The organism is Brevibacterium sediminis, assembly GCF_013623905.1.
In the GTDB taxonomy this organism is placed as follows: Bacteria; Actinomycetota; Actinomycetes; order Actinomycetales; family Brevibacteriaceae; genus Brevibacterium; species Brevibacterium sediminis.
Map to the genome: position 1 here is coordinate 76,165 of NZ_JABKDD010000013.1, position 19,661 is coordinate 95,825.

Here is a 19,661-nt window from a genome sequence, read left to right on the forward strand (position 1 = left end):
AAGCTGAGCTACAACACAACGAACGGATGGACCTCCCAAGTGTCAATGACCGCACCAGAACCCTTTACCATGTCTCAGGAGTGGAGCAGCGAAGGAGTTCCGCCGATCCTGAGGTGGGCAGGAGGGAAGCGGTGGCTTGTGCCCTATATCCAGGACCTGCTGACTGGGATTGAAGTTCACAACTACCATGAACCATTCGCTGGCGGGGCTGCCGTCTTCTTTGGGATTCCCCAGCATGGACAGGCATTTCTCTCTGATTTGAATGCAGATCTGATCGAGACATACTCAGCTGTCAAGCTTTCGCCCGAAGACGTCTGGCAACGACTACGGAAATATAAGAACACTGAAACGGACTACTATGCCGTTCGTTCTAGACGCCCTATAACTTTAGCAGGTCGCGCAGCACGTTTTATATATTTAAATCACACCTCATATAACGGCATATACCGAGTGAACTTGCGAGGTGAGTATAATGTACCCTTTGGGCATAAAGCAACGGACAATCGTCCTAAACTAGCTCACTTAGTTGCGGCGTCCAAACGTTTGCAGCGAGCCAATTTGGAAGTCGGAGACTTCTCCGCTGCAATTGAGCGAGTAGAAAAAGACGACTTCATATTTCTAGATCCGCCTTATACCGTAGCTCACAATAATAACGGATTTGTTAAGTATAATGACAAGCTATTTCAATTTGTGGACCAAGAACGGCTTAGTGCTGGTATAGATGAAATTCGTTCCAAGGGAGCGTATTATGTATTGACTAATGCCGCGCATGAGTCCATCGCAGAGCTCTTTGAGAAGGGAGATTATCGAGTGCAAACTAGTCGTAGGAATAGTATCGGTGGCCGGTCGGCGGCCCGAGGGAGAGCTACCGAATTTCTATTTACGAACCTGCCGATATCATGATAATTCCACCGCCTGGCGAACTAATCCGAGATAGCCTCATCGTTGAAAAACGAATTGCGGCAGAAACGCGACGCAGGCTGAACGCCGATCATTACGCTACAGTTCGACCGACTCGAATTCCGGATCTCGAAGAGGACGGTTGGGTCGTTGATACGCGCAATAAGAAATCAGTGCGAATGCGAAAGCCAAAGCCACACGACGTGGCGTTTGAAGATCGCGTTTGGGCGACATTCGCGAAGTTAGGGTTTACCTCTCTGAACGCTGACCGTCACATGACCATTAGATACGGTCAAGGAGAATCAGACCGCCAGCAGATTGATGTATTTGCGGCCGATCAAGACGTGATATTGGTAATTGAATGCAAATCAACAACTGAAGCGCGTACAAGTCAGTTTAAGAAGGAAGTAGAACTGATCTCGGGTCAGCGCGAGGGTCTGCTAAAGACTATTCGTAAGGAATTTCCTCAGCATAAGGTCAAATTCATACTCGCGACTAACAACTTCGGTGTAACCAAGCCGACATCAGAGAGAATCGCATCAGCCGATATTGTGCATATGACGGACGATGTGATCGATTACTATCTTGCATTGGCTGAGCATCTAGGACTTGCGGCGCGTTTTCAGTTACTAGGAAATCTGTTTGCTGGTAAGAAAATTCCAAACCTGGACAACAAGGTAGTTGCAATTGAGGCATCAATGGGAGGAAGCAAATATTACTCTTTTTCCATTGAGCCTGCTCGTCTGTTGAAGATGGGGTATATTCTTCATCGAAATAAAGCTAATTCGAGTTTAATGCCGACATATCAACGACTCGTTAAGAAGCATCGGCTGAAAAGCGTTTCAAAATATGTAGATTCTGGTGGCTACTTTCCTAATTCTCTAATCTTAAGTTTAGAAGGCGGAAAGCGTGGTTTGCGTTTCGATCCAACTTCTAAGTCGAGTGGCCAAACTCGTGCTGGAATTTTGCATCTACCGCAAACCTATCGGGCTGCGTACGTCATCGATGGGCAGCATCGTCTGTATGGCTATTCCGATAGTAAGCGTGCTGAGACTGACTTGATTCCAGTTGTGGCATTCGTTTCTCTGAGTCGTTCAGAGCAGATGCGAATGTTTATGGATATCAATGAAAATCAGCAGGCCGTACCTAAGAATCTTCGAAATACCCTAAATGCTGACCGTCTATACGCCTCTGACGACTTGCGAGAGCAGGCCAAGGCGATGAAATTGACGCTATCTCAGAATTTGGGCGAAGACAGGACATCGCCTTTGTATGGCAGAGTGCTTGTTGGGGAAGACACTAAGACTCCATTGCGGTGCTTGACGATAGATGCCGTTTCTAGAGGTATCGAGCGTGGTGGTTTCATTGGTTCATTTACGAAGAATGAAATTAAGGAACTTGGCACATTTTATCGCGGTAGTAGCGATGCCACGTGCGACGCTCTTTTTGAGTACTTGAGATTGTGCCTTGGCCGTTTGGCTGACCGGCTGGATAGCCAGCATAAGCTCGGCAGCGCCGAAGGAGGATTTGTCTTTATTAATAACGGAGTCGAATCTGTTATCCGGCTCCTTGGCGATATAGTAAGGCATCTGGGCACCTCTGAACCTGGTTATGATCCAAGGTCCACTAGTCCATCAGTTCTGTTTGAGGATTCAATTGTTTACATTGATTCTTTGGCTGATCACTTGGAATCATTGGATCCGGCCGAGGCGCTGCAATATCGTCGTATGTATGGTTCCGGTGCCGGGACGAAATACTGGCGCAGGTTGCAGCAGGCTGTTTCGGAAGCTCACGCTGAGTTTAGCCCGGCTGGACTTGCCGAGTATCTCGAGGATGAAGAAAAGCAGTTTAATGACGAATCTCGGGATATGATCAATGAAATAGAAGCTTTCATGAAGGGCGACGTCCGCAGGCGTCTTGAAGACGTTTATGGTTCTGAATGGTTTCGATCTGGTGTTCCGCGTGATATTCGCGTCGAAGCAGGCAAAATGATGATCGAGCGTAATGCCGATCGTGCAGCAGACGCTCAACTTAGTGAATGGGATTGTCTGTATCTAGTGAACTATCGCGAGATCATGATTGCCACGGACAAGATTTGGAAAGATCAGTTCGAAAAGCGTTATACCCGGCCCGGGGAAGAGCAGCTTGCCGGTGGTCGGCGCGGTCGCACGAAGTGGATCGTAAAGGCAAATGATTTGCGTAATGATGTTTATCATCAACGTACTGTTTCTAACGAGGACCATGAATTCTTAGTTAGCCTGTACACATGGCTGGTAAAAGGGTTGACGGATAACGATTTGTAGTGATCTGAGTGGGATCTTTAGCTCTGGGCGGCCTTTTGCCGTTAGCAGTTGTTTAGTTGGGATTTCGTTATTCCGATCTGAGCTTACCGAGTTATGTACTGATACTGGTCTGGCTTAGTCCGTCGGTAGGGCTTAGCCCATTGCTCTCTCCCGGGGCGTCGTTTGCACACCCAATTATGAGGATCGACATGTCGTCTGGGACTGCTGAAGGTTTAGTTGACTCCAGGGTTTATGCCGCCAGAGCGACGGGCTTGTGGTGAACAAGCTCGTATTCAACCGGGGTCAGTTTATCCAGTCTCCTCGGTCGACGCTTCCGGTGATAGGTTCGTTCGACCCAGTGCACGATCGCTGTGCGCAACCTCGCTCGCGTGTCCCAACGGCCCCGGTCGAGGACGTTCTTCTGCAACACGGCGAAGAACGATTCCATCGCCGCATTATCACCAGCAGCACCAACCCTTCCCATCGACCCCACGAGCCCGTAATGCCGTAGAACCTGCTGGAACTTCCGAGAACGAAATTGCGACCCGCGGTCCGAATGCACCACGCAACCGGCCACGGCTCGCGGTCCGCCACGACGAGCCACAGCGTCATCAATCGCCGCCACAGCCAGGCGAGATTTCATCCTCGAATCGATGGCATAACCGACGATTCTGTTGCTGAACACATCCTTGACCGCGCACATATACAGTTTCCCCTCACTGGTGTGATGCTCGGTAATGTCGGTCAACCATAGTTCGTTGATGCCTGACGCTGAGAAGTCGCGTTCGACGAGGTCATCACACACTGGCGGGCCGGGCTTCTTACCGTGCTTCCGGGCCCGTTTGATCGTGAGGGAGAACAGTTCCTGCTGCGAGCACAGCCGCCACACACGACGCTCTGACGCCTCGTATCCGCACGCGTGGAGTTCATCAGCGATGAACCGGTGCCCGAACTCGGGATCGTCCGTATGCACGTCGTAGGCGGCATTGATCAAGTGCGCCTCCTCGAGATCCCGGTCAGAGATAGGTTTCGTGCACCACTTGTAGAAGCCCTGCTTGGTAAAGCCGAGGACCCGGCAGGCCACTGCCACCGGCACCCCGGTGGCAGCAAGGTCGAGGACCAGCGGGTACATCATTTTGGGTGATGACCACCGAGCCTCAAGTTCGCTTGCGAGAGATACGCTGCAGCCTAGCGGAGGATCTTGTTCTCCCTCTCGAGCTCGCGAATGCGTTTCAGCGCTGCCGCCTGGGCGCGAGACTCCTCGACATCACGGGAGGGCTCGAGTCCGTGCTCGCGTAGCCGCGAGTCACGTACCCAGGCCTGGAGAGCTGACTTCGAGATGCCGAGGTCGGCGCAGACCTGCTTCTGGGTCATCCCCTCGCCCAGGAGCTCGAGCGCTGATTGCTTGAACTCATCGGTGTAGATCTTTGGCATGACTTCTATCCTTCCTGGAATTTATCCAGTCGTGAAGTCAACCAAACCTTCAGCAGTCCCTCTGTTTTGCGCGGGCGGCCGAGGCATGTTTCTATTTCGGTCAGATAGATAGTTTCCGGGTTAGCCTTCTGTTTAAAATGAGCGAGTTGGGTTCCACTGCGGCGCTAGCCATGATCGTAGGCCGGAATATCTTTTAGTGTAAAAATTGAACGGCGGGATTTCGCTGGGAGGAAATTGATCCTTCTTATGCTGACGTCATTTCGGAATGTGTGCCACGGCTTAACTGTCGTTGACTTAGTCCATGAGAAGGGCGTGTTCAATGCGTGTGAACAACCGCACTTTTCAATTATGAAGGTGGTGGCAAGAGCTTGGGTTATGGTCGGCCGATCCTAGCTCTAGACATTTAGAGTCTCGACGTGAATCTGGGGGAAGTGAACAAGGCGATCCTGTGAAGCTATTTAGGGCGCGGGCTTCAAAAGCAAATGGTCGGGGTTCGCAAAGAAGGTGAACCCCGACCATCTTCGGTCTAAGTACTTGGATCAGGCAGTCAGCACAACCTTGCCCGTGGTCTCACGACCCTCCAACGCCCGGTGTGCATCCGCGGCATCGGCTAGCGCGAACGTGGCGCCGACGCGGAAGTTGAGCCAGCCGTGTTCGATGCCGTTGAAGAGCATCGCCGAACGCTTCGCCAGTTCCTCCGAGCTGCGGACGAACCACGCCAGCGACGGACGGGAGAGGAAGATTCCGCCCGAGGAGTTCAGACGCTGAATGTCGAACGGTGGCACCTGACCCGAAGCCCCGCCGAAGAGCACCATTGACCCCAACGGCTTGATCGAGGCCAACGACGCATCGAAGGTGTCCTTACCGACACCGTCATACGCGACGTCGACACCCTCGCCATCGGTGAGCTCCTTGACCTTCGCCGTGATGTCGACACCCTCACCGTAGAGGAACACGTCATCGGCTCCGGCCTTCCGCGACAGCTCCGCCTTCTCATCCGTGCTTACCGTCGAGATGACATTGCCACCCAAGTGCTTGATGATCTGTGTGAGCAGCAGTCCGACGCCGCCGGCACCGGCGTGGACGAGCGCCGTCTGACCCGGCTTGATCTCATGGGAACTCGTTGCCAAGTACTGCGCGGTCAGGCCCTGCAGCGGCATTGCCGCAGCCACCTCGGCGGACACGCCCTCCGGGACGCGCAGGAGGAAATCAGCGTTCACGACGACCTGCGTCGCATACGAACCCGGGCCCTCATGCCAAGCCACACGGTCACCGACCTGCCAGCTCTCAATGCCCTCGCCCACCTCGGCGATGTAGCCCGTGCCCTCGACACCGACGACATGCGGGTACTCCATCGGGTACACACCCGAACGACGGTACGTGTCGATGAAATTCACGCCAGCCGCCTCGACGTTGACGAGCACCTCACCAGGGCCGGGCTTCGGAGTCTCGATCTCACCGAACTCTAGGACCTCGGGTCCACCGGCCTGCATTGCACGAACTGCCTGGGTCATGACGCCTCCTGCATATAAATTAATTGCCTGGTATGGTTATACATATGAACGATCTTACGGTTGCCGTCTCCGGTGCCACCGGATACGCCGGGGGAGAGGTCCTCCGGCTGCTGAGCACTCACCCCCACCTGAACGTCACCACGGTGTGCGGACATTCCACTGCAGGCGAGAAGCTCGGCCGACATCAACCCCATCTTGCCCGATATTCTGACTTCGTGGTCCAAGAGTCCACCACCGAGGTGCTCGCCGGCCACGATGTCGTCGTCCTCGCGCTCCCACACGGTCAGTCCGGACGGATCGCCGCCGAACTCGAACAGACGAGCCCCGACACCCTCATCGTCGACCTCGCCGCCGACCACCGCCTCATCAGCGCCGCCGCGTGGGAGAAGTTCTACGGTTCAGAGCACCAAGGCACCTGGACCTACGGTCTGCCCGAACTCCTCACCGCCGACGGCACGAAACAGCGAGAAGCCCTGAAGTCAACGAACCGCATCGCCGTGCCCGGTTGCAACGTCACCGCCGTGAGCCTCGGGCTCGCGCCGCTCATCCAGGCAGGACTTGCCACGCCGGTTGGGCTCAACGCCGTGCTCGCCAATGGTGTTTCCGGTGCAGGCAAGGCACTCAAGCCGCACCTCACTGCCGCCGAGGTCCTCGGCAATGCCTCGCCGTATGGCACCGGCGGCACGCATCGGCATGTGCCCGAGATCGAACAGAACCTCAACGGCGTCCTCGGCGCCGACGCCGCCGACGGCCCCACCCGCATCTCCTTCACCCCGACACTCGTGCCCATGGCTCGCGGAATCCTCGCAACCATCACCGCCGACGCAGGCAAAGCCGCACCGCGCACCGCCGAAGGCCTCCTCGACGCCGCAGCGCTCAATAAGCAGCTCGCCGCTTCGTTCGCCCAGGCTTACGGAGACGAACCCTTCGTCCGAGTCCTGCCCGAGGGCCAGTGGCCGCAGACTGCGGCAACTACAGGGTCGAACGTTGCGCAGGTCCAGTTCACCGTCGATGAACGGGCCTCAACAATCCTCGTCGTCGTGGCACTCGACAACCTTGTTCGCGGTACGGCCGGACAAGCCATCCAATCTATCCACCTGGCCCTCGGCCTCGACGAGACCACCGCCCTTCCCCTCGAAGGAGTCGCCCCATGAGCGTCACCGCCCCACTCGGCTTCACCGCCGCCGGACTCACCGCCGGCCTCAAACCCTCCGGCACCAAAGACCTCTCACTCGTGGTCAACAACGGCCCCGACACCGCAGTCGCCGCCGTCTATACCTCGAACCGCTGCAAGGCCAACCCCGTCCTGTGGTCCCAGAAGGCCTCGGCCAACGGGCAGGCCCGCGCCGTCGTCCTCAACTCTGGAGGAGCGAACTGCTACACCGGCGACTTCGGGTATGAGACGACGACCCTGACCGCACAGACCACCGCGGAACTCCTCACTAATGCTGGAACTGGAACCCCGGCCGACGACGTGCTCGTCTGCTCGACCGGACTCATCGGCGTCGGCGGGCAAGACTTCCGCGACACGATCGTGAACAACCTCGCCCCGCTCGTTGCCGCCGCCGACTCGAGCGTCGAAGCCGGACAATCCGCCGCCGAAGCGATCATGACCACTGACACTGTTGCGAAGGTCGCCACCCGCACGGGATCCAGCGGGTTCACCATCGGCGGCATGGCCAAAGGTGCCGGCATGCTCGCACCCGGATTGGCCACGATGCTCGTCGTCATCACCACCGACGCGAAACTCGACCAAGCGACTCTCGACCAGGCTCTGCGTGCCTCGACGAGCCAGTCCTTCGACCGCCTCGACACCGACGGCTGCATGTCGACGAACGACACCGTCATCCTCATGTCCTCCGGCGCCCACGACGCTACGGTCGACGCGGACGAGTTCACCACCCTGCTGCGCGAACTCTGCCTCGACCTCATGCACCAACTCCACGTCGACGCCGAAGGCGCCCACCACGACATCGCCATCACCACCCGCGGTGCCGCCAGCGAGGCCGACGCCGTCGAAGTCTCCCGCTCCGTGGCACGCTCGGCCCTGTTCAAGGCCGCGATCTTCGGGGAGGACCCGAACTGGGGTCGCGTCGTCGCTCAGGTGGGAACCACCTCGGCGGATTTCGATCCCACACAGATCGACGTGATCATCAACGGCGTCCAGGTGTGCACGGCTTCCGGCCCCGACGAAGACCCCGCGAATGTGACATTCGACCGCACAGTTGATGTGTCTATCGACCTCCACGCCGGCGACGACACCGCCACCGTGTGGACCTCGGACCTCACCCACGACTACGTCGAAGAGAACAGCGCCTACTCCTCATGAACCCCCCCGTCGACATGTCCACGAAATCCACGGCCGCTCGGCTCGCCGCTGCCCAGGTCAAAGCCGAAGCCCTGACCGAGGCGCTGCCCTGGATCAAGACCTTCGCCGGTGCCACGATCGTCATCAAATACGGCGGCAACGCCATGGTCTCCCCGGAGCTGCAGCAGTCCTTCGCCGATGACATCGCGTTCCTCCGCTTCGCCGGCATCCGCCCCGTCGTCGTCCACGGCGGCGGCCCCCAGATCTCGGCCATGCTGAAACGCCTGGGCATCGAATCCGAGTTCAAAGCCGGGCAGCGCGTGACCACCGAAGAAGCCGCCGAAGTCATCCGCATGGTGCTCTCCGGCCAGGTCAACCGCGACATCGTGTCCCGGATCAACCAGAACGGCGACGCCGCGATCGGTCTCTCCGGTGAAGACGCGGACCTCCTCCTCGCGCACAAAACCACCGCCGAGGTGGACGGCGACGTCATCGACCTCGGCCGAGTGGGCGAGATCGCCCAGGTCAACACCACCGTGCTCACCGAACTCCTCGACGCCGGACGGGTACCCGTCATCTGCTCCATCGCCTCCGAAATCGGGGGAGAGGCAGGAAAGCCGCTCAACATCAATGCGGACCTGGCCGCCTCGGCGGTGGCGAAGGCCCTCAAGGCACACAAACTCATCATGCTCACCGATGTGCCCGGCCTCTACGCGAACTGGCCGGACACGTCCTCGCTCATCTCCCGCATCGACCCGGACAAACTGCGCGAACTCCTGCCCTCGCTCGATTCGGGAATGATCCCGAAGATGACCGCGGCGCTCGAAGCGATCGAGCACGGGGTCAAGCAGGCCCACATCATCGACGGCCGGATGGCGCATTCCCTCCTCCTCGAGGTCTTCACCTCTGAGGGCATCGGCACCATGGTCGAGGACACCATCGTCGAACCCGCACCTCTGGGCGACGGGCACCAGACCAACCCCGCCGAGGCGGCCCCAACGGACGAGACGAACAAGAGCGACGACAGCAACGGAGGACGTTCATGACCGAGACGACCGATCAGGCTCCGGCCGGGCAGGCTTCCGACCAAGCACAGACCTGGCGGGACGACTTCTCCCGTGTTCTGTCCCCGGTGTTCGGGTCTCCGCAGCTCGACATCGTCCGCGGTGAAGGCTCCTATGTGTGGGATGCCTCAGGCAAGCAGTACCTCGACCTGCTCGCCGGCATCGCCGTCAACGCGCTCGGCCACTGCCACCCCGCGTGGGTCAAGGCCATCACCGAGCAGACGAACACGCTCGGCCACATCTCGAACTTCTTCACCTCCCCGGCCCAGATCGGCCTGGCCGAGAAACTCCACGAGATCCTTGACCTGCCGGCAGGGTCGGCTGTGTTCTTTTCGAACTCGGGAACCGAAGCCAACGAGGCGGCTTTCAAGATGGCCCGCCGTGCCGCCGGTGGGGGACGTCCCTTCATCATCGCCGTCGAAGGTGCCTTCCACGGCCGCACCATGGGTGCCCTCGCGCTCACTGCGAAGGCCGCCTACCGCGAACCCTTCGCTCCCGGCGTCCCCGGAGTTGTTCACGTGCCCTACGGCGACGTCGAGGCACTGGCCGCAGCGATCAACGACAACACTGCCGCCGTATTCATCGAACCCATCCAGGGCGAAGTCGGCGTGCGCAAGCACCCGGAGGGCTATCTCAAGGCCGCCCGTGAGCTGACGACCAAGGTCGGGGCGCTGCTCGTCCTCGACGAAGTGCAGTCGGGCATCGCTCGCACCGGGTATTGGTTCGCCCACCAGGACTGGTCGATCGGCGAGGGCGTCGTCCCGGACATCATCACCTCGGCGAAGGGACTCGGCGGCGGCATGCCGATCGGTGCCACCATCACCGTCGGCGATGCGAACACGAAGCTGCTCGAAGCCGGTCAGCACGGCACGACCTTCGGCGGCAACCCGATCGCCTGCGCGGCCGGGCTCGCGGTGCTCGAGACGATCGAGAAGGACGGGCTGCTCGACCATGCTCTCGACGTCAATGACTGGCTGACACCGCGACTTACGGCCATCGACGGCATCGGCGAGATCACCGGACAGGGACTGCTCATCGGCATCGAACTGCTGCCCGATGCCGACGCTCAGGTCCCGGACTCGAAAGCCGTGGCCGCCCGCGCACTCGAAGCCGGGTTCATCATCAACCCCGTCGCACCGGGACGCATTCGTTTGGCTCCGCCGCTGACCATCACCACCGACGAACTCACCCCGTTCATCGACGCCCTACCCGGACTCATCACCGGCTGATCCCCACTCACGCTTTCCAAAGGACCCACCATGACTCGCCATTTCCTCAAGGACACCGACCTCACCCCGGCCGAACAGGCCGAGGTCCTTGACCTCGCCGTCGAACTCAAGGCCGCCCCCTACTCGCGGACTCCGCTGGCCGGCCCGCAGACCGCCGCCGTCATCTTCGACAAGACCTCGACACGCACTCGGGTCTCGTTCGCTGCCGGCATCGCCGCGCTCGGCGGGCAGCCCCTCATCATCAACCCCGGTGAGGCACAGCTCGGGCACAAGGAATCCATCGCCGACACCGCTCAGGTGATGTCCCGGATGGTCTCGACGATCATCTGGCGCACCTACGCCCAGTCAGGCCTCGAAGAGATGGCCGAGCACTCCTCCGTGCCCGTCATCAACTCCCTGTCCGATGACTTCCACCCCTGCCAGATCCTGGCCGACCTGCTCACCATCCGCGAACACCGCGGCGACGTGAAGGGCCAGACCATGACGTACTACGGCGACGGGGCGAACAATATGGCCAACTCCTATGCCCTCGGCGGAGTCAACGCCGGAATGCACGTGCGCATCGCCGCCCCCGAAGGCTTCCAGCCTGCCGCCGCGATCGTCGCCGAAGCCGAAGCCCTCGCCATCCAGACCGGTGGATCGCTCACCGTCACCGACGACCCCGTTGCCGCCGCGACCGGCGCCGACGTCCTCGTCACCGACACCTGGGTGTCCATGGGCCAGGACTCTGCCGGACGCGACGACGAGGCCTCTCCGTTCACGAAGTTCCAGGTCAACCAGGAACTCATAAACCTCGGAAACGACGCGATCTTCCTCCACTGCCTGCCCGCCTACCGCGGCAAAGAGGTCACGGCCGAGGTCATCGACGGCCCCGCCTCGGTGGTCTTCGATGAAGCCGAGAACCGCCTCCACGCGCAGAAGGCACTCATGACCTACCTCCTGGAGCGATGATGGCCGAGACGAATAACAGTGCACCGCTGACGAAGACCGCCCGACAGCAGAAGATCATCGATCTCATCACCCGCCAATCCGTGCGAAGCCAGATCGAACTCGCCGAGGCGCTCGCGACGCAGGGCATCACCGTCACCCAGGCAACCCTGTCGCGCGACCTCGCTGAGGTGGGGGCCGTGAAGATCCGATCCACCGCGGGATCCGTGTACGCCGTTCCCGGTGAGGGCGGGGACCGGTCCCTGCAGCAGTCGACGGGGGAGAGCCTCGACGCGAAGCTGCCGCGGATCCTCGAGGAGCTGCTCGTCTCCGCGGTCTCCCAGGACAACACGGTGGTGCTGCGTACCCCGCCGGGGGCCGCACAGTACCTGGCCTCGGCGATCGACCGGTCCTCGATGGTCGGGATATTCGGCACGCTGGCCGGCGACGACACCGTACTCGTCATCGCCGATGCCGCGGTCGGGGGAGCGGCCCTGGCCGAGACCTTCCTCGAGTACGCGGCGGGCGGGCTGGCCGAGGGGTGAGCCTCTGTCGGTGGGCCCTGGAATTGGGCGTGCCGCCTCGGTGGGGATTCCACGGGACGGACGGCCGCCTCGGCGAGGGAAAACTGGAACAATGACAACTGAGTTTCATCATTTCAATGAACGGACCGGCGCATCCGTGCTGGTGGGAAAGGACGATCTGTGAGCGAACGACTGAGCCTGTGGGGCGGACGATTCTCCGACGGTCCGGCCGATGCGCTGGCCGCGCTGAGCAAGTCCACGGACTTCGACTGGCGCCTGGCGAAGTACGACATCGCGGGATCCAAGGCCCACGCGAAGGTCCTCCACCACGCGGGACTGCTCACCGATGACGAGCTGTCCGGTATGCATTCGGCTCTCGACGAGCTGCTGCGACGGGTCGAAGCCGGCGAATACGTCGCGGCCGAGTCCGATGAGGACGTGCACTCGTCGCTCGAGCGCGGGCTCATCGAGATCGCCGGACCCGAGCTCGGCGGGAAGCTGCGTGCCGGTCGGTCCCGCAACGATCAGATCGCGACGATGGGGCGGATGTACCTGCGTGACCATGCCCGTGAGGTCGCCGGCCTAGTGCTCGACACCGTCGAGGTGCTCATTGCTCAGGCCGAAGAGCATCCCGAGGCGCCGATGCCCGGACGCACGCACCTCCAGCACGCTCAGCCGGTGCTGCTGGCTCACCATCTGCTCGCACATGCATGGCCGCTGCTGCGCGATGTCGCTCGCTTCGTCGATTTCGATTCCCGTGCGGGAGTGTCTGCCTACGGTTCGGGTGCTTTGGCTGGTTCGTCGTTGGGGCTCGATCCGCAGGCCGTGGCCGCGGACCTCGGGTTCAACGATTCGGTGGAGAACTCCATCGACGGCACTGCGTCGCGCGATGTCTTCGCCGAGTACCTGTTCATCACGACGATGATCGGCATCGATCTTTCGCGTCTGTCCGAGGAGGTCATCGCGTGGGCGACGAAGGAGTTCTCGTTCGTCACCCTGCATGATGCGTACTCGACGGGGTCGTCGATCATGCCGCAGAAGAAGAATCCCGACGTCGCCGAGCTCACTCGTGGCAAGTCCGGTCGGCTCATCGGTGATCTCACCGGTCTGCTGTCGACGCTCAAGGCGCTGCCGTTGGCGTACAACCGGGATCTGCAGGAGGACAAGGAGCCGGTCTTCGACGCCACGGATACGCTCGAGCTGCTGCTGCCGGCGTTCACCGGGATGGTGGCGACGCTGAAGTTCGATACCGAGCGCATGGCGTACCTGGCTCCGCGCGGATTCGCCCTGGCCACGGACATCGCCGAATGGCTCGTGCGCGAAGGCGTGCCGTTCCGTGTGGCTCATGAGCTCTCGGGCGCGTGCGTGCAGCTGGCCGAGTCGCGGGACGTCGAGCTGTGGGATCTCTCCGACGAGGACTTCGCGGGGATCTCTCCGCACTTGACGCCTGCGGTTCGTGAGGTGCTCACGACGCTGGGGTCGATCGATTCGCGGTCGGCAAAGGGTGGCACGGCTCGTTCGGCCGTCGATCAGCAGATTGCGAATGCGAAGGCCGAGGTCACACGCCTGCGCGAGTTCGCGGGGTCGGCTCGCAGCGTGTGAGAGGCTGAGGAAACAGAGAACGATGTGAGGGCCGGTGCCCGGATAGACGGAGGGGATCCGTTCATCCGGGCACCGGCCCTTCACATCAACGATCTCGTAAGGAGGACCCAAAAATGCGAAGAAGAACAATCCTGCTCATCGGCGGCGTCGCGATCCTTCTCCTCGGCGCAGGTCTCTATGGCCTCGGACTACTCTTGGATACTGGCTCGGTCCCGGGCGACGCCAACATCGGAGCCGGAATTGCCATGTTGTTCGGAGAGTTCGTCGGAGGTCTCGGACTGGCTGTTCTCGTGGTCTGGGCGATCGCGGCGCTCGTTGTCAGGCTGAGACCGCGCAATCAACGAATGCACGGTCAAGAGGCTGAAACGACCGGCCTCGGGTGATCCCGTTCCCGCCCGTCAGCTCTTTTCGGCGTCGAGCCTGTGCTCGGACGGACCGCAATCAGCTGAGTCAGGGCAGGTCGGCCGACAGCCGAGCGATCTGAGCGTTGATGTATCTCTGCTCAGGGACGTTCGTGCACAGTCTGCTAGCGGTCCGGTAGGCAGTCAGTGCCTCGGCGGAGTCGCCAAGCGCTTCTAAGATCGGTGCTCGGACGGCATGCAGTCGGTGACTTCGGCTCATGCGCTTGTCAGCGAGGAGTGGCTCGAGCATCTCCAGGGCCGCACAGGGTCCGTGGACCTCGCTGACGGCGACCGCGTAATTCAAAGTGACCGTCGGAGACGGCGCAATGCGCGCGAGCATCGAGTAGAGCTCGACGATCTGAGGCCAGTCAGTCTCCTCCCAGGTCGCTGCCTCTGAATGCACCGCCGAGATGGCAGCCTGCAGCTGGTAGGCCCCGACAGGTCCGGTTGGGAGTGCGGCCTCCAGAAGGCTGACTCCTTCGGAGACCAGCGTCGAATTCCACCGCTTGCGATCCTGATTGCGCAGAGTCACCAACTCACCGACATGGGTCCTGCGGCCCGGTCGGCGTGCCTCGCTGAGCAGCATGAGCGCAAGCAATCCCGCAGTCTCGGTCTCATCGGGCAGTGCTGCATGAAGCAGACGAGCCAGCCTGATGGCCTCGTCCGTGACCGCTTGGTCGAAGAGGACCTCGCCGTTCGGGCGACTGTGACCGGCGGTGTACATGAGGTAGAGGGCATGGAGCATCGCGGGAAGCCGCTCGGTCGTAGTCTCTGGACGCGGGAAGTGCCGACCGTTCTCATCGATTGTGGACTTGGCTCTGCTGATTCTCTGTCCCGCGGTGGCGGACGGAATGAGATACAGGGCGGCGATCTGGTCAGTGCTCAAGCCGAGGACGGCCCGCAATGTCAAGGTCACCTGAGCATCGGGACTGAGCGACGGATGACAACACAGAGCGAGGACCTGAAGTGAGGAATCACGGTTCTCAAGGGCCGCCTCGGCGATGATAATCTGATCGGGGCGATCACGCGAGAACACCCTCCGCTCGCGTTCGAGTCGCGAGCCGTCCTGACGCTTGGCATCGATGAGCCGACGGGACGCGACCCGCAGCAGCCAGCCTCGGGGTTTGTCCGGCACACCTTTCGTCGGCCACTGCTGGGATGCTTCGAACAGTGCTTCCTGAACGGCGTCCTCGCACGCGGCGAAGTCACCGAATCGCCTCATCAGAGCAGCGAGGATGTGCGGCGACTCGCGGCGCCACACATCCTCACTGGTCGTCATCGTCATTCTCCGTCGTCACCGAAGACCATGATCGGTCGCAGCTCGACGGTCTCCCCGGGGCCGGCGAATCGGGCGGCGATTTCCTCGGCGCGTTCCTGCGATTCGACGTCGATCTTGAAGAACCCAGCGAGGTGCTCTTTCGACTCCGCGTAGGGGCCGTCGTTCGATGTCGGCCCACCGGCCTTCCACCGGTAAAGCGTGGAGGTTGCGGGGTCGCCCAGAGCCTCGCCGCCGACCAGTTCGCCTCGCTCCTGAAGTTCGCCCAGGAGTTTCTCGAAGTCAGCATCCAACTTTTCCCGCTCTTCTTTGGGCAGGGCCTGCACCTCGGCAACATAGTCGCCGGTGGGGTGACCCCAAGGCTGGGGATTCGAGTGGATGAGAATGACGTACTTCATTGTTCTGCCTTTCGTCGAGGGCCGCCTCTCGGCCCTTCTAGTGTGACATCGAGGCTGAGTCGGAGATTTCGACAGCTGGGCGATACTTTTTCTGGCATCCGCTTTCAAGGTATGGCTCCAGTGATGTCATCGCGGCAACTATCGATGAGGGAAACTCTGCGGTCTCGGACCAAGGGCACGGCCGCCTCGGCGACCACGTAGAATTGACCCCGTCGGCTCCGCGCCGGCACAGACCACAGATTCGAAAGGACCGAAGTGACCGACATCTTCAGCGAACTCAAGGCCCGCGGGCTCGTCGCAGTATCTACTGACGAGACCGCCCTGCAGAAAGCCCTGGCCGAGGAGTCGCTGACCTATTATGTCGGTTTCGATCCGACGGCCCCGAGCCTGCACATGGGCAACCTCGTGCAGCTCCTCACCGCCGCCCGCCTCCAGCAGGCCGGACACAACCCGCTCGCCCTCGTCGGCGGCGCCACCGGTCTCATCGGCGACCCGCGCATGTCGGGGGAGCGGACGCTTAATCCGCGTGAAGTCGTCGAAGAGTGGGTGGCGAAGATCCGCGCCCAGGTCGAGAAGTTCCTCGACTTCGACGGTCCCAACGCTGCGCAGATCGTCAACAACCTCGACTGGACCTCGCAGCTGTCGGCCATCGACTTCCTCCGCGACATCGGCAAGCACTTCCCGGTCAACCGGATGCTCGCGAAGGAGTCCGTTTCTGCTCGCCTGAACAGCGAAGCCGGGATCTCCTTCACCGAGTTCTCGTACCAGATTCTCCAGGGCAACGACTACCTCGAGCTCAACCGCCGCTACGGCTGCTCCCTGCAGACCGGCGGCTCCGACCAGTGGGGCAACCTCACCTCGGGCGTCGACCTCATCCGCCGCGTCGAGCAGAAGTCCGTCCATGCCCTGGCCACCCCGCTGATCACGAAGGCCGATGGCACGAAGTTCGGCAAGACCGAATCCGGCACCGTGTGGCTCGATTCGTCGCTGACCAGCCCGTACGCGTTCAGCCAGTTCTGGCTCAACGCCGATGACCGCGACGTGGTGAAGTACCTCAAGGTGTTCTCGCTGCGCCCGCTCGACGAGATCGAAGCCATCGAAGCCGAGTTCACCGCTGCCCCGCACACCCGTGTGGCGCAGAAGGCCCTCGCCGAGGATGTCACCACCTTGGTCCACGGACGCCAGGCTTACGAACAGGCCATCGCCGCGGCCTCTGCCCTCTTCGGCGGGGGAGAGCTCGCCGGTCTCGATGCCTCGACGCTGGGTGCCGCAACTTCCGAGCTGCCGCGCGGTGAGGTGTCGACGACCCAGCTGGCCGAAGGCCTGCCTGTTGCGGATGCGTTCGTCGCTTCCGGCATCGTCAAGTCCAAGGGTGAGGCTCGCCGTGCCATCAAGGACGGGGGAGCGTACGTCAACAACGTCAAGGTCGCCGACCAGGAGCAGACCCTGACTTCCGATGATGTGCTCTCGACAGAAGGTGGAGGAGTCGTCCTCCTGCGCCGAGGCAAGAAGACCCTCGGTGCTGTCGACATCGTCGGCTGAGCAGCCTGCGTCACTGATAATGCCGTGTCCTCCGCACCCGGAGGGCGCGGCATTGTCGTATTCACGACGGTTGGGACCGTTCGACAACGGGAATCCTTGTCATCGACGAATACAAGAGGACGCATTGTCGAGGCGGCTTCGGCGGCAGCACTGCGGCCAAGTAGATGCGATCAATCAGCGTGCGCTCTGGCAGACTGCGGTCAACCGGACCGGCGATGTGGGGCCATCACCATGGAAAAGCATGCGGTCATCGAGCAGACTGGCAGATGACGGACAACCGAACGAATACCGACTGACGAACGCACGAGGAGATCATGCGCACCCTGCTCAACATCATCTGGTTCATCTTCTCCGGTCTCTGGCTGGCGCTCGGATACTGGGCCGCCGGGATCATCGCCTGCATCTTCATCGTCACCATCCCGTGGGGCATCGCGTCCTTCCGCATCGGCAACTACGCACTGTGGCCCTTCGGCCGCGAGGTCATCGAAACCCGCCCGGCGGGAGTGGCGACGACCCTGGGCAACATCATCTGGCTCATCGTCGCCGGCGTCTGGCTCGCCATCGGACACGTCGTCACCTCGATCCCGCTGTTCGTCTCGATCATCGGCATCCCACTCGGCTGGGCGAACATCAAACTCATCCCCGTCTCGCTCATGCCGCTGGGCAAGCAGATCGTCGACAGCGACCGGCTGATGCCCGGCTACCGCGGAGCTTGAACCACGGATTCAGGAACCCTGTACTTCGAGGTCCTCGAGAGAGATGCGGCCTTGGCGTACTGCCCAGAGCACGCGGCGAGTGCGCACGATTCGGGGCAGGGTAATGATCAGCAGTCCGCCGAGCATGTTGAACGGGATCACGATTCCGAACCACTGCAGGAAATCGAGGATCGAAATGTCCGCGCCCGTCATCATGGCGGCGAAGATGACGATCGCATTGATAGCTCCGTGCAGCATGCTGACGCCGATCACCAACAGACCGGTGATCATACAGACGATCGCCTTGACGACGTCGTTCTGTGTTCCCTGCTGCATACGGGTTGACAAAGTGATTGTCGCGCCGGCCAGTAGTGAGAGGGCGAGCATGACGATGAGTGAAGACTGGTTGATATAGCCGAGCGCCATATCCGCAATCGTCTTGTGGTAATCCGGGAGGGCGATAACGATCAGCCAGGCGAAGACCGCGCCCCCGATCAGGTTCGTCACGAGAGTGGTCAGCCAGAGGCGGAGCACCTGGATCCAATTCGCCTGGCCGGCGATGACGGCGTTGATCGGAAGGAGGAATTCTTCGGTGAACAGTTCCGAGTGCGCCAGTTTCAATGCCAGGAGGCCGATGCCAAATGCCATCCCGGCGAGGATCGTCGACCCGGTCGCTTGCTTGACGAGCACCATGGCCAAGATGCCGAGCCCGACATCGATGCCGCCGAAGAGCCCGGTGACGATGAGTTCCGGCCACTTCCGGTTGAGCCGCTTGGCACCCTCAGTGACTGTATTGGCCGCCTCGTCGATGAGGGCGTCTTCGAGATCGAGGTCGTTGCGGCCAAGTCGTTCTCGCTGCTCTTTCTGAGTCATCCCGTCAGTGTAGGGGTCGGGACGCGCTGAAACGCTGGGAATCATCTGCACAATGAGGGCAATCTGCTGCCGCCGGCGAGAGCATGGCGGGGTTCTGCAGCCGTACGTTTGTGCTTGTGGAAGTAGGTGCGAAACCGGGCATCTGGAGCTGGTGACGGGTGTCACAGGTGAATTTCCGGTTTCGAGTTGCACGGTGGCTCTGGGGTGGTCTAGAGTTATATCTCGTTGCCCCGCCGGAAACACCGTCTTCGAGACAGAGTTTCCACCGGGTCTGACCAGGACAAACACGGTTTGGTCCGAGGGTTCAGGACGCCGGGTGGGTGACACAAAATGAAACTGATACCCCCAGTGAACATGCTGCGTTTTTCGGGTGGTGGTGATGGGTGTGTGTTTGTGGTTTGAGAATCCAATAGCGTGTTTGTTTGAACAAGTTGTGATGCCAGAACATTTTTATTTTCTGGTAAGACAATCACCTGGCCAAACATTGGTTCACCCGTGGTGGGTGGTTCTTCGCCGAACCTCTCGCATCGCATGGGTGGCTGGTGTGTTTGGTCAGTATTTTTTGGTCAACCTTCTCACCCCGTGAGGGGTTGGCTGTCTTGCTGGGATTCATTCGTAACATAAAGTTTTTTATGGAGAGTTTGATCCTGGCTCAGGACGAACGCTGGCTGCGTGCTTAACACATGCAAGTC

Annotated in this window: 17 protein-coding genes and 1 rRNA gene; 13 read left to right on the forward strand and 5 right to left on the reverse strand. The window is 60.5% G+C overall.

The annotated features are described in order from the left end of the window. Window positions 1-45: 45 nt before the first annotated feature. Together HK108_RS15085 and HK108_RS15090 are read left to right on the forward strand one after the other, a co-directional pair. The gene (locus tag HK108_RS15085) at window positions 46-903 is read left to right on the forward strand and encodes a DNA adenine methylase (RefSeq protein WP_219922469.1); all 858 of its coding nucleotides are present in this window, start codon (window positions 46-48) and stop codon (window positions 901-903) included. Further along, the gene (locus tag HK108_RS15090) at window positions 900-3,203 is read left to right on the forward strand and encodes a DGQHR domain-containing protein (protein WP_181272113.1); all 2,304 of its coding nucleotides are present in this window, start codon (window positions 900-902) and stop codon (window positions 3,201-3,203) included. The genes HK108_RS15085 and HK108_RS15090 overlap by 4 nt, the downstream gene beginning before the upstream one ends. 229 nt (window positions 3,204-3,432) lie before the next feature. Here the strand turns inward: HK108_RS15090 and HK108_RS15095 are convergent. Both HK108_RS15095 and HK108_RS15100 read right to left on the reverse strand, forming a co-directional pair. Beyond that, a protein-coding gene (locus tag HK108_RS15095) for an IS3 family transposase (RefSeq protein WP_444542155.1) occupies window positions 3,433-4,616 on the reverse strand; the annotation gives its coding sequence in 2 pieces (ribosomal slippage) (window positions 3,433-4,371 and window positions 4,374-4,616; 1,182 coding nt in all). 539 nt (window positions 4,617-5,155) lie between these two features. Then, window positions 5,156-6,130, reverse strand: a complete 975-nt coding sequence (locus HK108_RS15100) for a quinone oxidoreductase family protein (RefSeq protein WP_181272114.1) — start codon at window positions 6,128-6,130, stop codon at window positions 5,156-5,158. Between the two features lie 44 nt (window positions 6,131-6,174). Between HK108_RS15100 and argC the strand changes: the two genes are divergently transcribed. From argC to HK108_RS15140, 8 genes are all read left to right on the forward strand, one after another. Continuing rightward, window positions 6,175-7,284 (forward strand): N-acetyl-gamma-glutamyl-phosphate reductase, encoded by a 1,110-nt coding sequence (gene argC, locus HK108_RS15105; protein WP_181272115.1) that lies wholly within the window; start codon window positions 6,175-6,177, stop codon window positions 7,282-7,284. After that, a complete protein-coding gene (gene argJ, locus HK108_RS15110; RefSeq protein WP_181272116.1) occupies window positions 7,281-8,459 on the forward strand; it encodes a bifunctional glutamate N-acetyltransferase/amino-acid acetyltransferase ArgJ in 1,179 nt (392 codons plus the stop codon). The genes argC and argJ overlap by 4 nt, the downstream gene beginning before the upstream one ends. Next, on the forward strand, window positions 8,456-9,484 hold the full coding sequence (argB, locus tag HK108_RS15115) for an acetylglutamate kinase (RefSeq protein ID WP_229664198.1): 1,029 nt from the start codon (window positions 8,456-8,458) through the stop codon (window positions 9,482-9,484). The genes argJ and argB overlap by 4 nt, the downstream gene beginning before the upstream one ends. Next, on the forward strand, window positions 9,481-10,731 hold the full coding sequence (locus HK108_RS15120; RefSeq protein ID WP_181272117.1) for an acetylornithine transaminase: 1,251 nt from the start codon (window positions 9,481-9,483) through the stop codon (window positions 10,729-10,731). The genes argB and HK108_RS15120 overlap by 4 nt, the downstream gene beginning before the upstream one ends. A 30-nt stretch (window positions 10,732-10,761) precedes the next feature. Further along, a complete protein-coding gene (gene argF, locus HK108_RS15125) occupies window positions 10,762-11,682 on the forward strand; it encodes an ornithine carbamoyltransferase (RefSeq protein ID WP_181272118.1) in 921 nt (306 codons plus the stop codon). Then, window positions 11,682-12,203, forward strand: a complete 522-nt coding sequence (locus tag HK108_RS15130; RefSeq protein ID WP_039206772.1) for an arginine repressor — start codon at window positions 11,682-11,684, stop codon at window positions 12,201-12,203. The genes argF and HK108_RS15130 overlap by 1 nt, the downstream gene beginning before the upstream one ends. A gap of 159 nt (window positions 12,204-12,362) precedes the next feature. Beyond that, on the forward strand, window positions 12,363-13,784 hold the full coding sequence (gene argH, locus HK108_RS15135; protein ID WP_181272119.1) for an argininosuccinate lyase: 1,422 nt from the start codon (window positions 12,363-12,365) through the stop codon (window positions 13,782-13,784). 113 nt (window positions 13,785-13,897) lie between these two features. Then, entirely contained in the window at window positions 13,898-14,167 is a 270-nt protein-coding gene (locus tag HK108_RS15140) for a hypothetical protein (RefSeq protein ID WP_181272120.1), read from the forward strand. A 67-nt stretch (window positions 14,168-14,234) separates the two neighbouring features. Here HK108_RS15140 and HK108_RS15145 read toward each other — a convergent pair whose 3' ends face one another. Together HK108_RS15145 and HK108_RS15150 are read right to left on the reverse strand one after the other, a co-directional pair. Continuing rightward, complete coding sequence (locus HK108_RS15145; protein ID WP_219922471.1) at window positions 14,235-15,464, reverse strand: RNA polymerase sigma factor; 1,230 nt, start codon at window positions 15,462-15,464, stop codon at window positions 14,235-14,237. Between the two features lie 2 nt (window positions 15,465-15,466). Then, on the reverse strand, window positions 15,467-15,859 hold the full coding sequence (locus HK108_RS15150; RefSeq protein ID WP_172174681.1) for a YciI family protein: 393 nt from the start codon (window positions 15,857-15,859) through the stop codon (window positions 15,467-15,469). Window positions 15,860-16,114: 255 nt separating this feature from the next. Between HK108_RS15150 and tyrS the strand changes: the two genes are divergently transcribed. Then, window positions 16,115-17,401: a tyrosine--tRNA ligase gene (gene tyrS / locus HK108_RS15155; protein WP_181272122.1), complete on the forward strand. Its 1,287-nt coding sequence runs from the start codon at window positions 16,115-16,117 to the stop codon at window positions 17,399-17,401. Window positions 17,402-17,715: 314 nt separating this feature from the next. Continuing rightward, window positions 17,716-18,117 (forward strand): YccF domain-containing protein, encoded by a 402-nt coding sequence (locus tag HK108_RS15160; protein WP_181272123.1) that lies wholly within the window; start codon window positions 17,716-17,718, stop codon window positions 18,115-18,117. 9 nt (window positions 18,118-18,126) lie between these two features. Here the strand turns inward: HK108_RS15160 and HK108_RS15165 are convergent, their stop codons facing one another. Next, a complete protein-coding gene (locus tag HK108_RS15165; RefSeq protein ID WP_181272128.1) occupies window positions 18,127-18,969 on the reverse strand; it encodes a formate/nitrite transporter family protein in 843 nt (280 codons plus the stop codon). Window positions 18,970-19,598: 629 nt separating this feature from the next. Between HK108_RS15165 and HK108_RS15170 the strand changes: the two genes are divergently transcribed. After that, window positions 19,599-19,661 (forward strand): 16S ribosomal RNA (locus tag HK108_RS15170); the annotation flags it as partial.

Coding starts and splice junctions, on each gene's coding strand:
- HK108_RS15090 (WP_181272113.1), top strand. CDS start 900: ATGATAATTCCACCGCCTGGCGAACTAATCCGAGATAGCCTCATCGTT.
- HK108_RS15165 (WP_181272128.1), bottom strand. CDS start 18,969: ATGACTCAGAAAGAGCAGCGAGAACGACTTGGCCGCAACGACCTCGAT.
- HK108_RS15140 (WP_181272120.1), top strand. CDS start 13,898: ATGCGAAGAAGAACAATCCTGCTCATCGGCGGCGTCGCGATCCTTCTC.
- argB (WP_229664198.1), top strand. CDS start 8,456: ATGAACCCCCCCGTCGACATGTCCACGAAATCCACGGCCGCTCGGCTC.
- HK108_RS15150 (WP_172174681.1), bottom strand. CDS start 15,859: ATGAAGTACGTCATTCTCATCCACTCGAATCCCCAGCCTTGGGGTCAC.
- argF (WP_181272118.1), top strand. CDS start 10,762: ATGACTCGCCATTTCCTCAAGGACACCGACCTCACCCCGGCCGAACAG.
- HK108_RS15085 (WP_219922469.1), top strand. CDS start 46: ATGACCGCACCAGAACCCTTTACCATGTCTCAGGAGTGGAGCAGCGAA.
- argJ (WP_181272116.1), top strand. CDS start 7,281: ATGAGCGTCACCGCCCCACTCGGCTTCACCGCCGCCGGACTCACCGCC.
- argC (WP_181272115.1), top strand. CDS start 6,175: ATGAACGATCTTACGGTTGCCGTCTCCGGTGCCACCGGATACGCCGGG.
- HK108_RS15120 (WP_181272117.1), top strand. CDS start 9,481: ATGACCGAGACGACCGATCAGGCTCCGGCCGGGCAGGCTTCCGACCAA.
- HK108_RS15145 (WP_219922471.1), bottom strand. CDS start 15,464: ATGACGACCAGTGAGGATGTGTGGCGCCGCGAGTCGCCGCACATCCTC.
- HK108_RS15100 (WP_181272114.1), bottom strand. CDS start 6,130: ATGACCCAGGCAGTTCGTGCAATGCAGGCCGGTGGACCCGAGGTCCTA.
- HK108_RS15130 (WP_039206772.1), top strand. CDS start 11,682: ATGGCCGAGACGAATAACAGTGCACCGCTGACGAAGACCGCCCGACAG.
- HK108_RS15160 (WP_181272123.1), top strand. CDS start 17,716: ATGCGCACCCTGCTCAACATCATCTGGTTCATCTTCTCCGGTCTCTGG.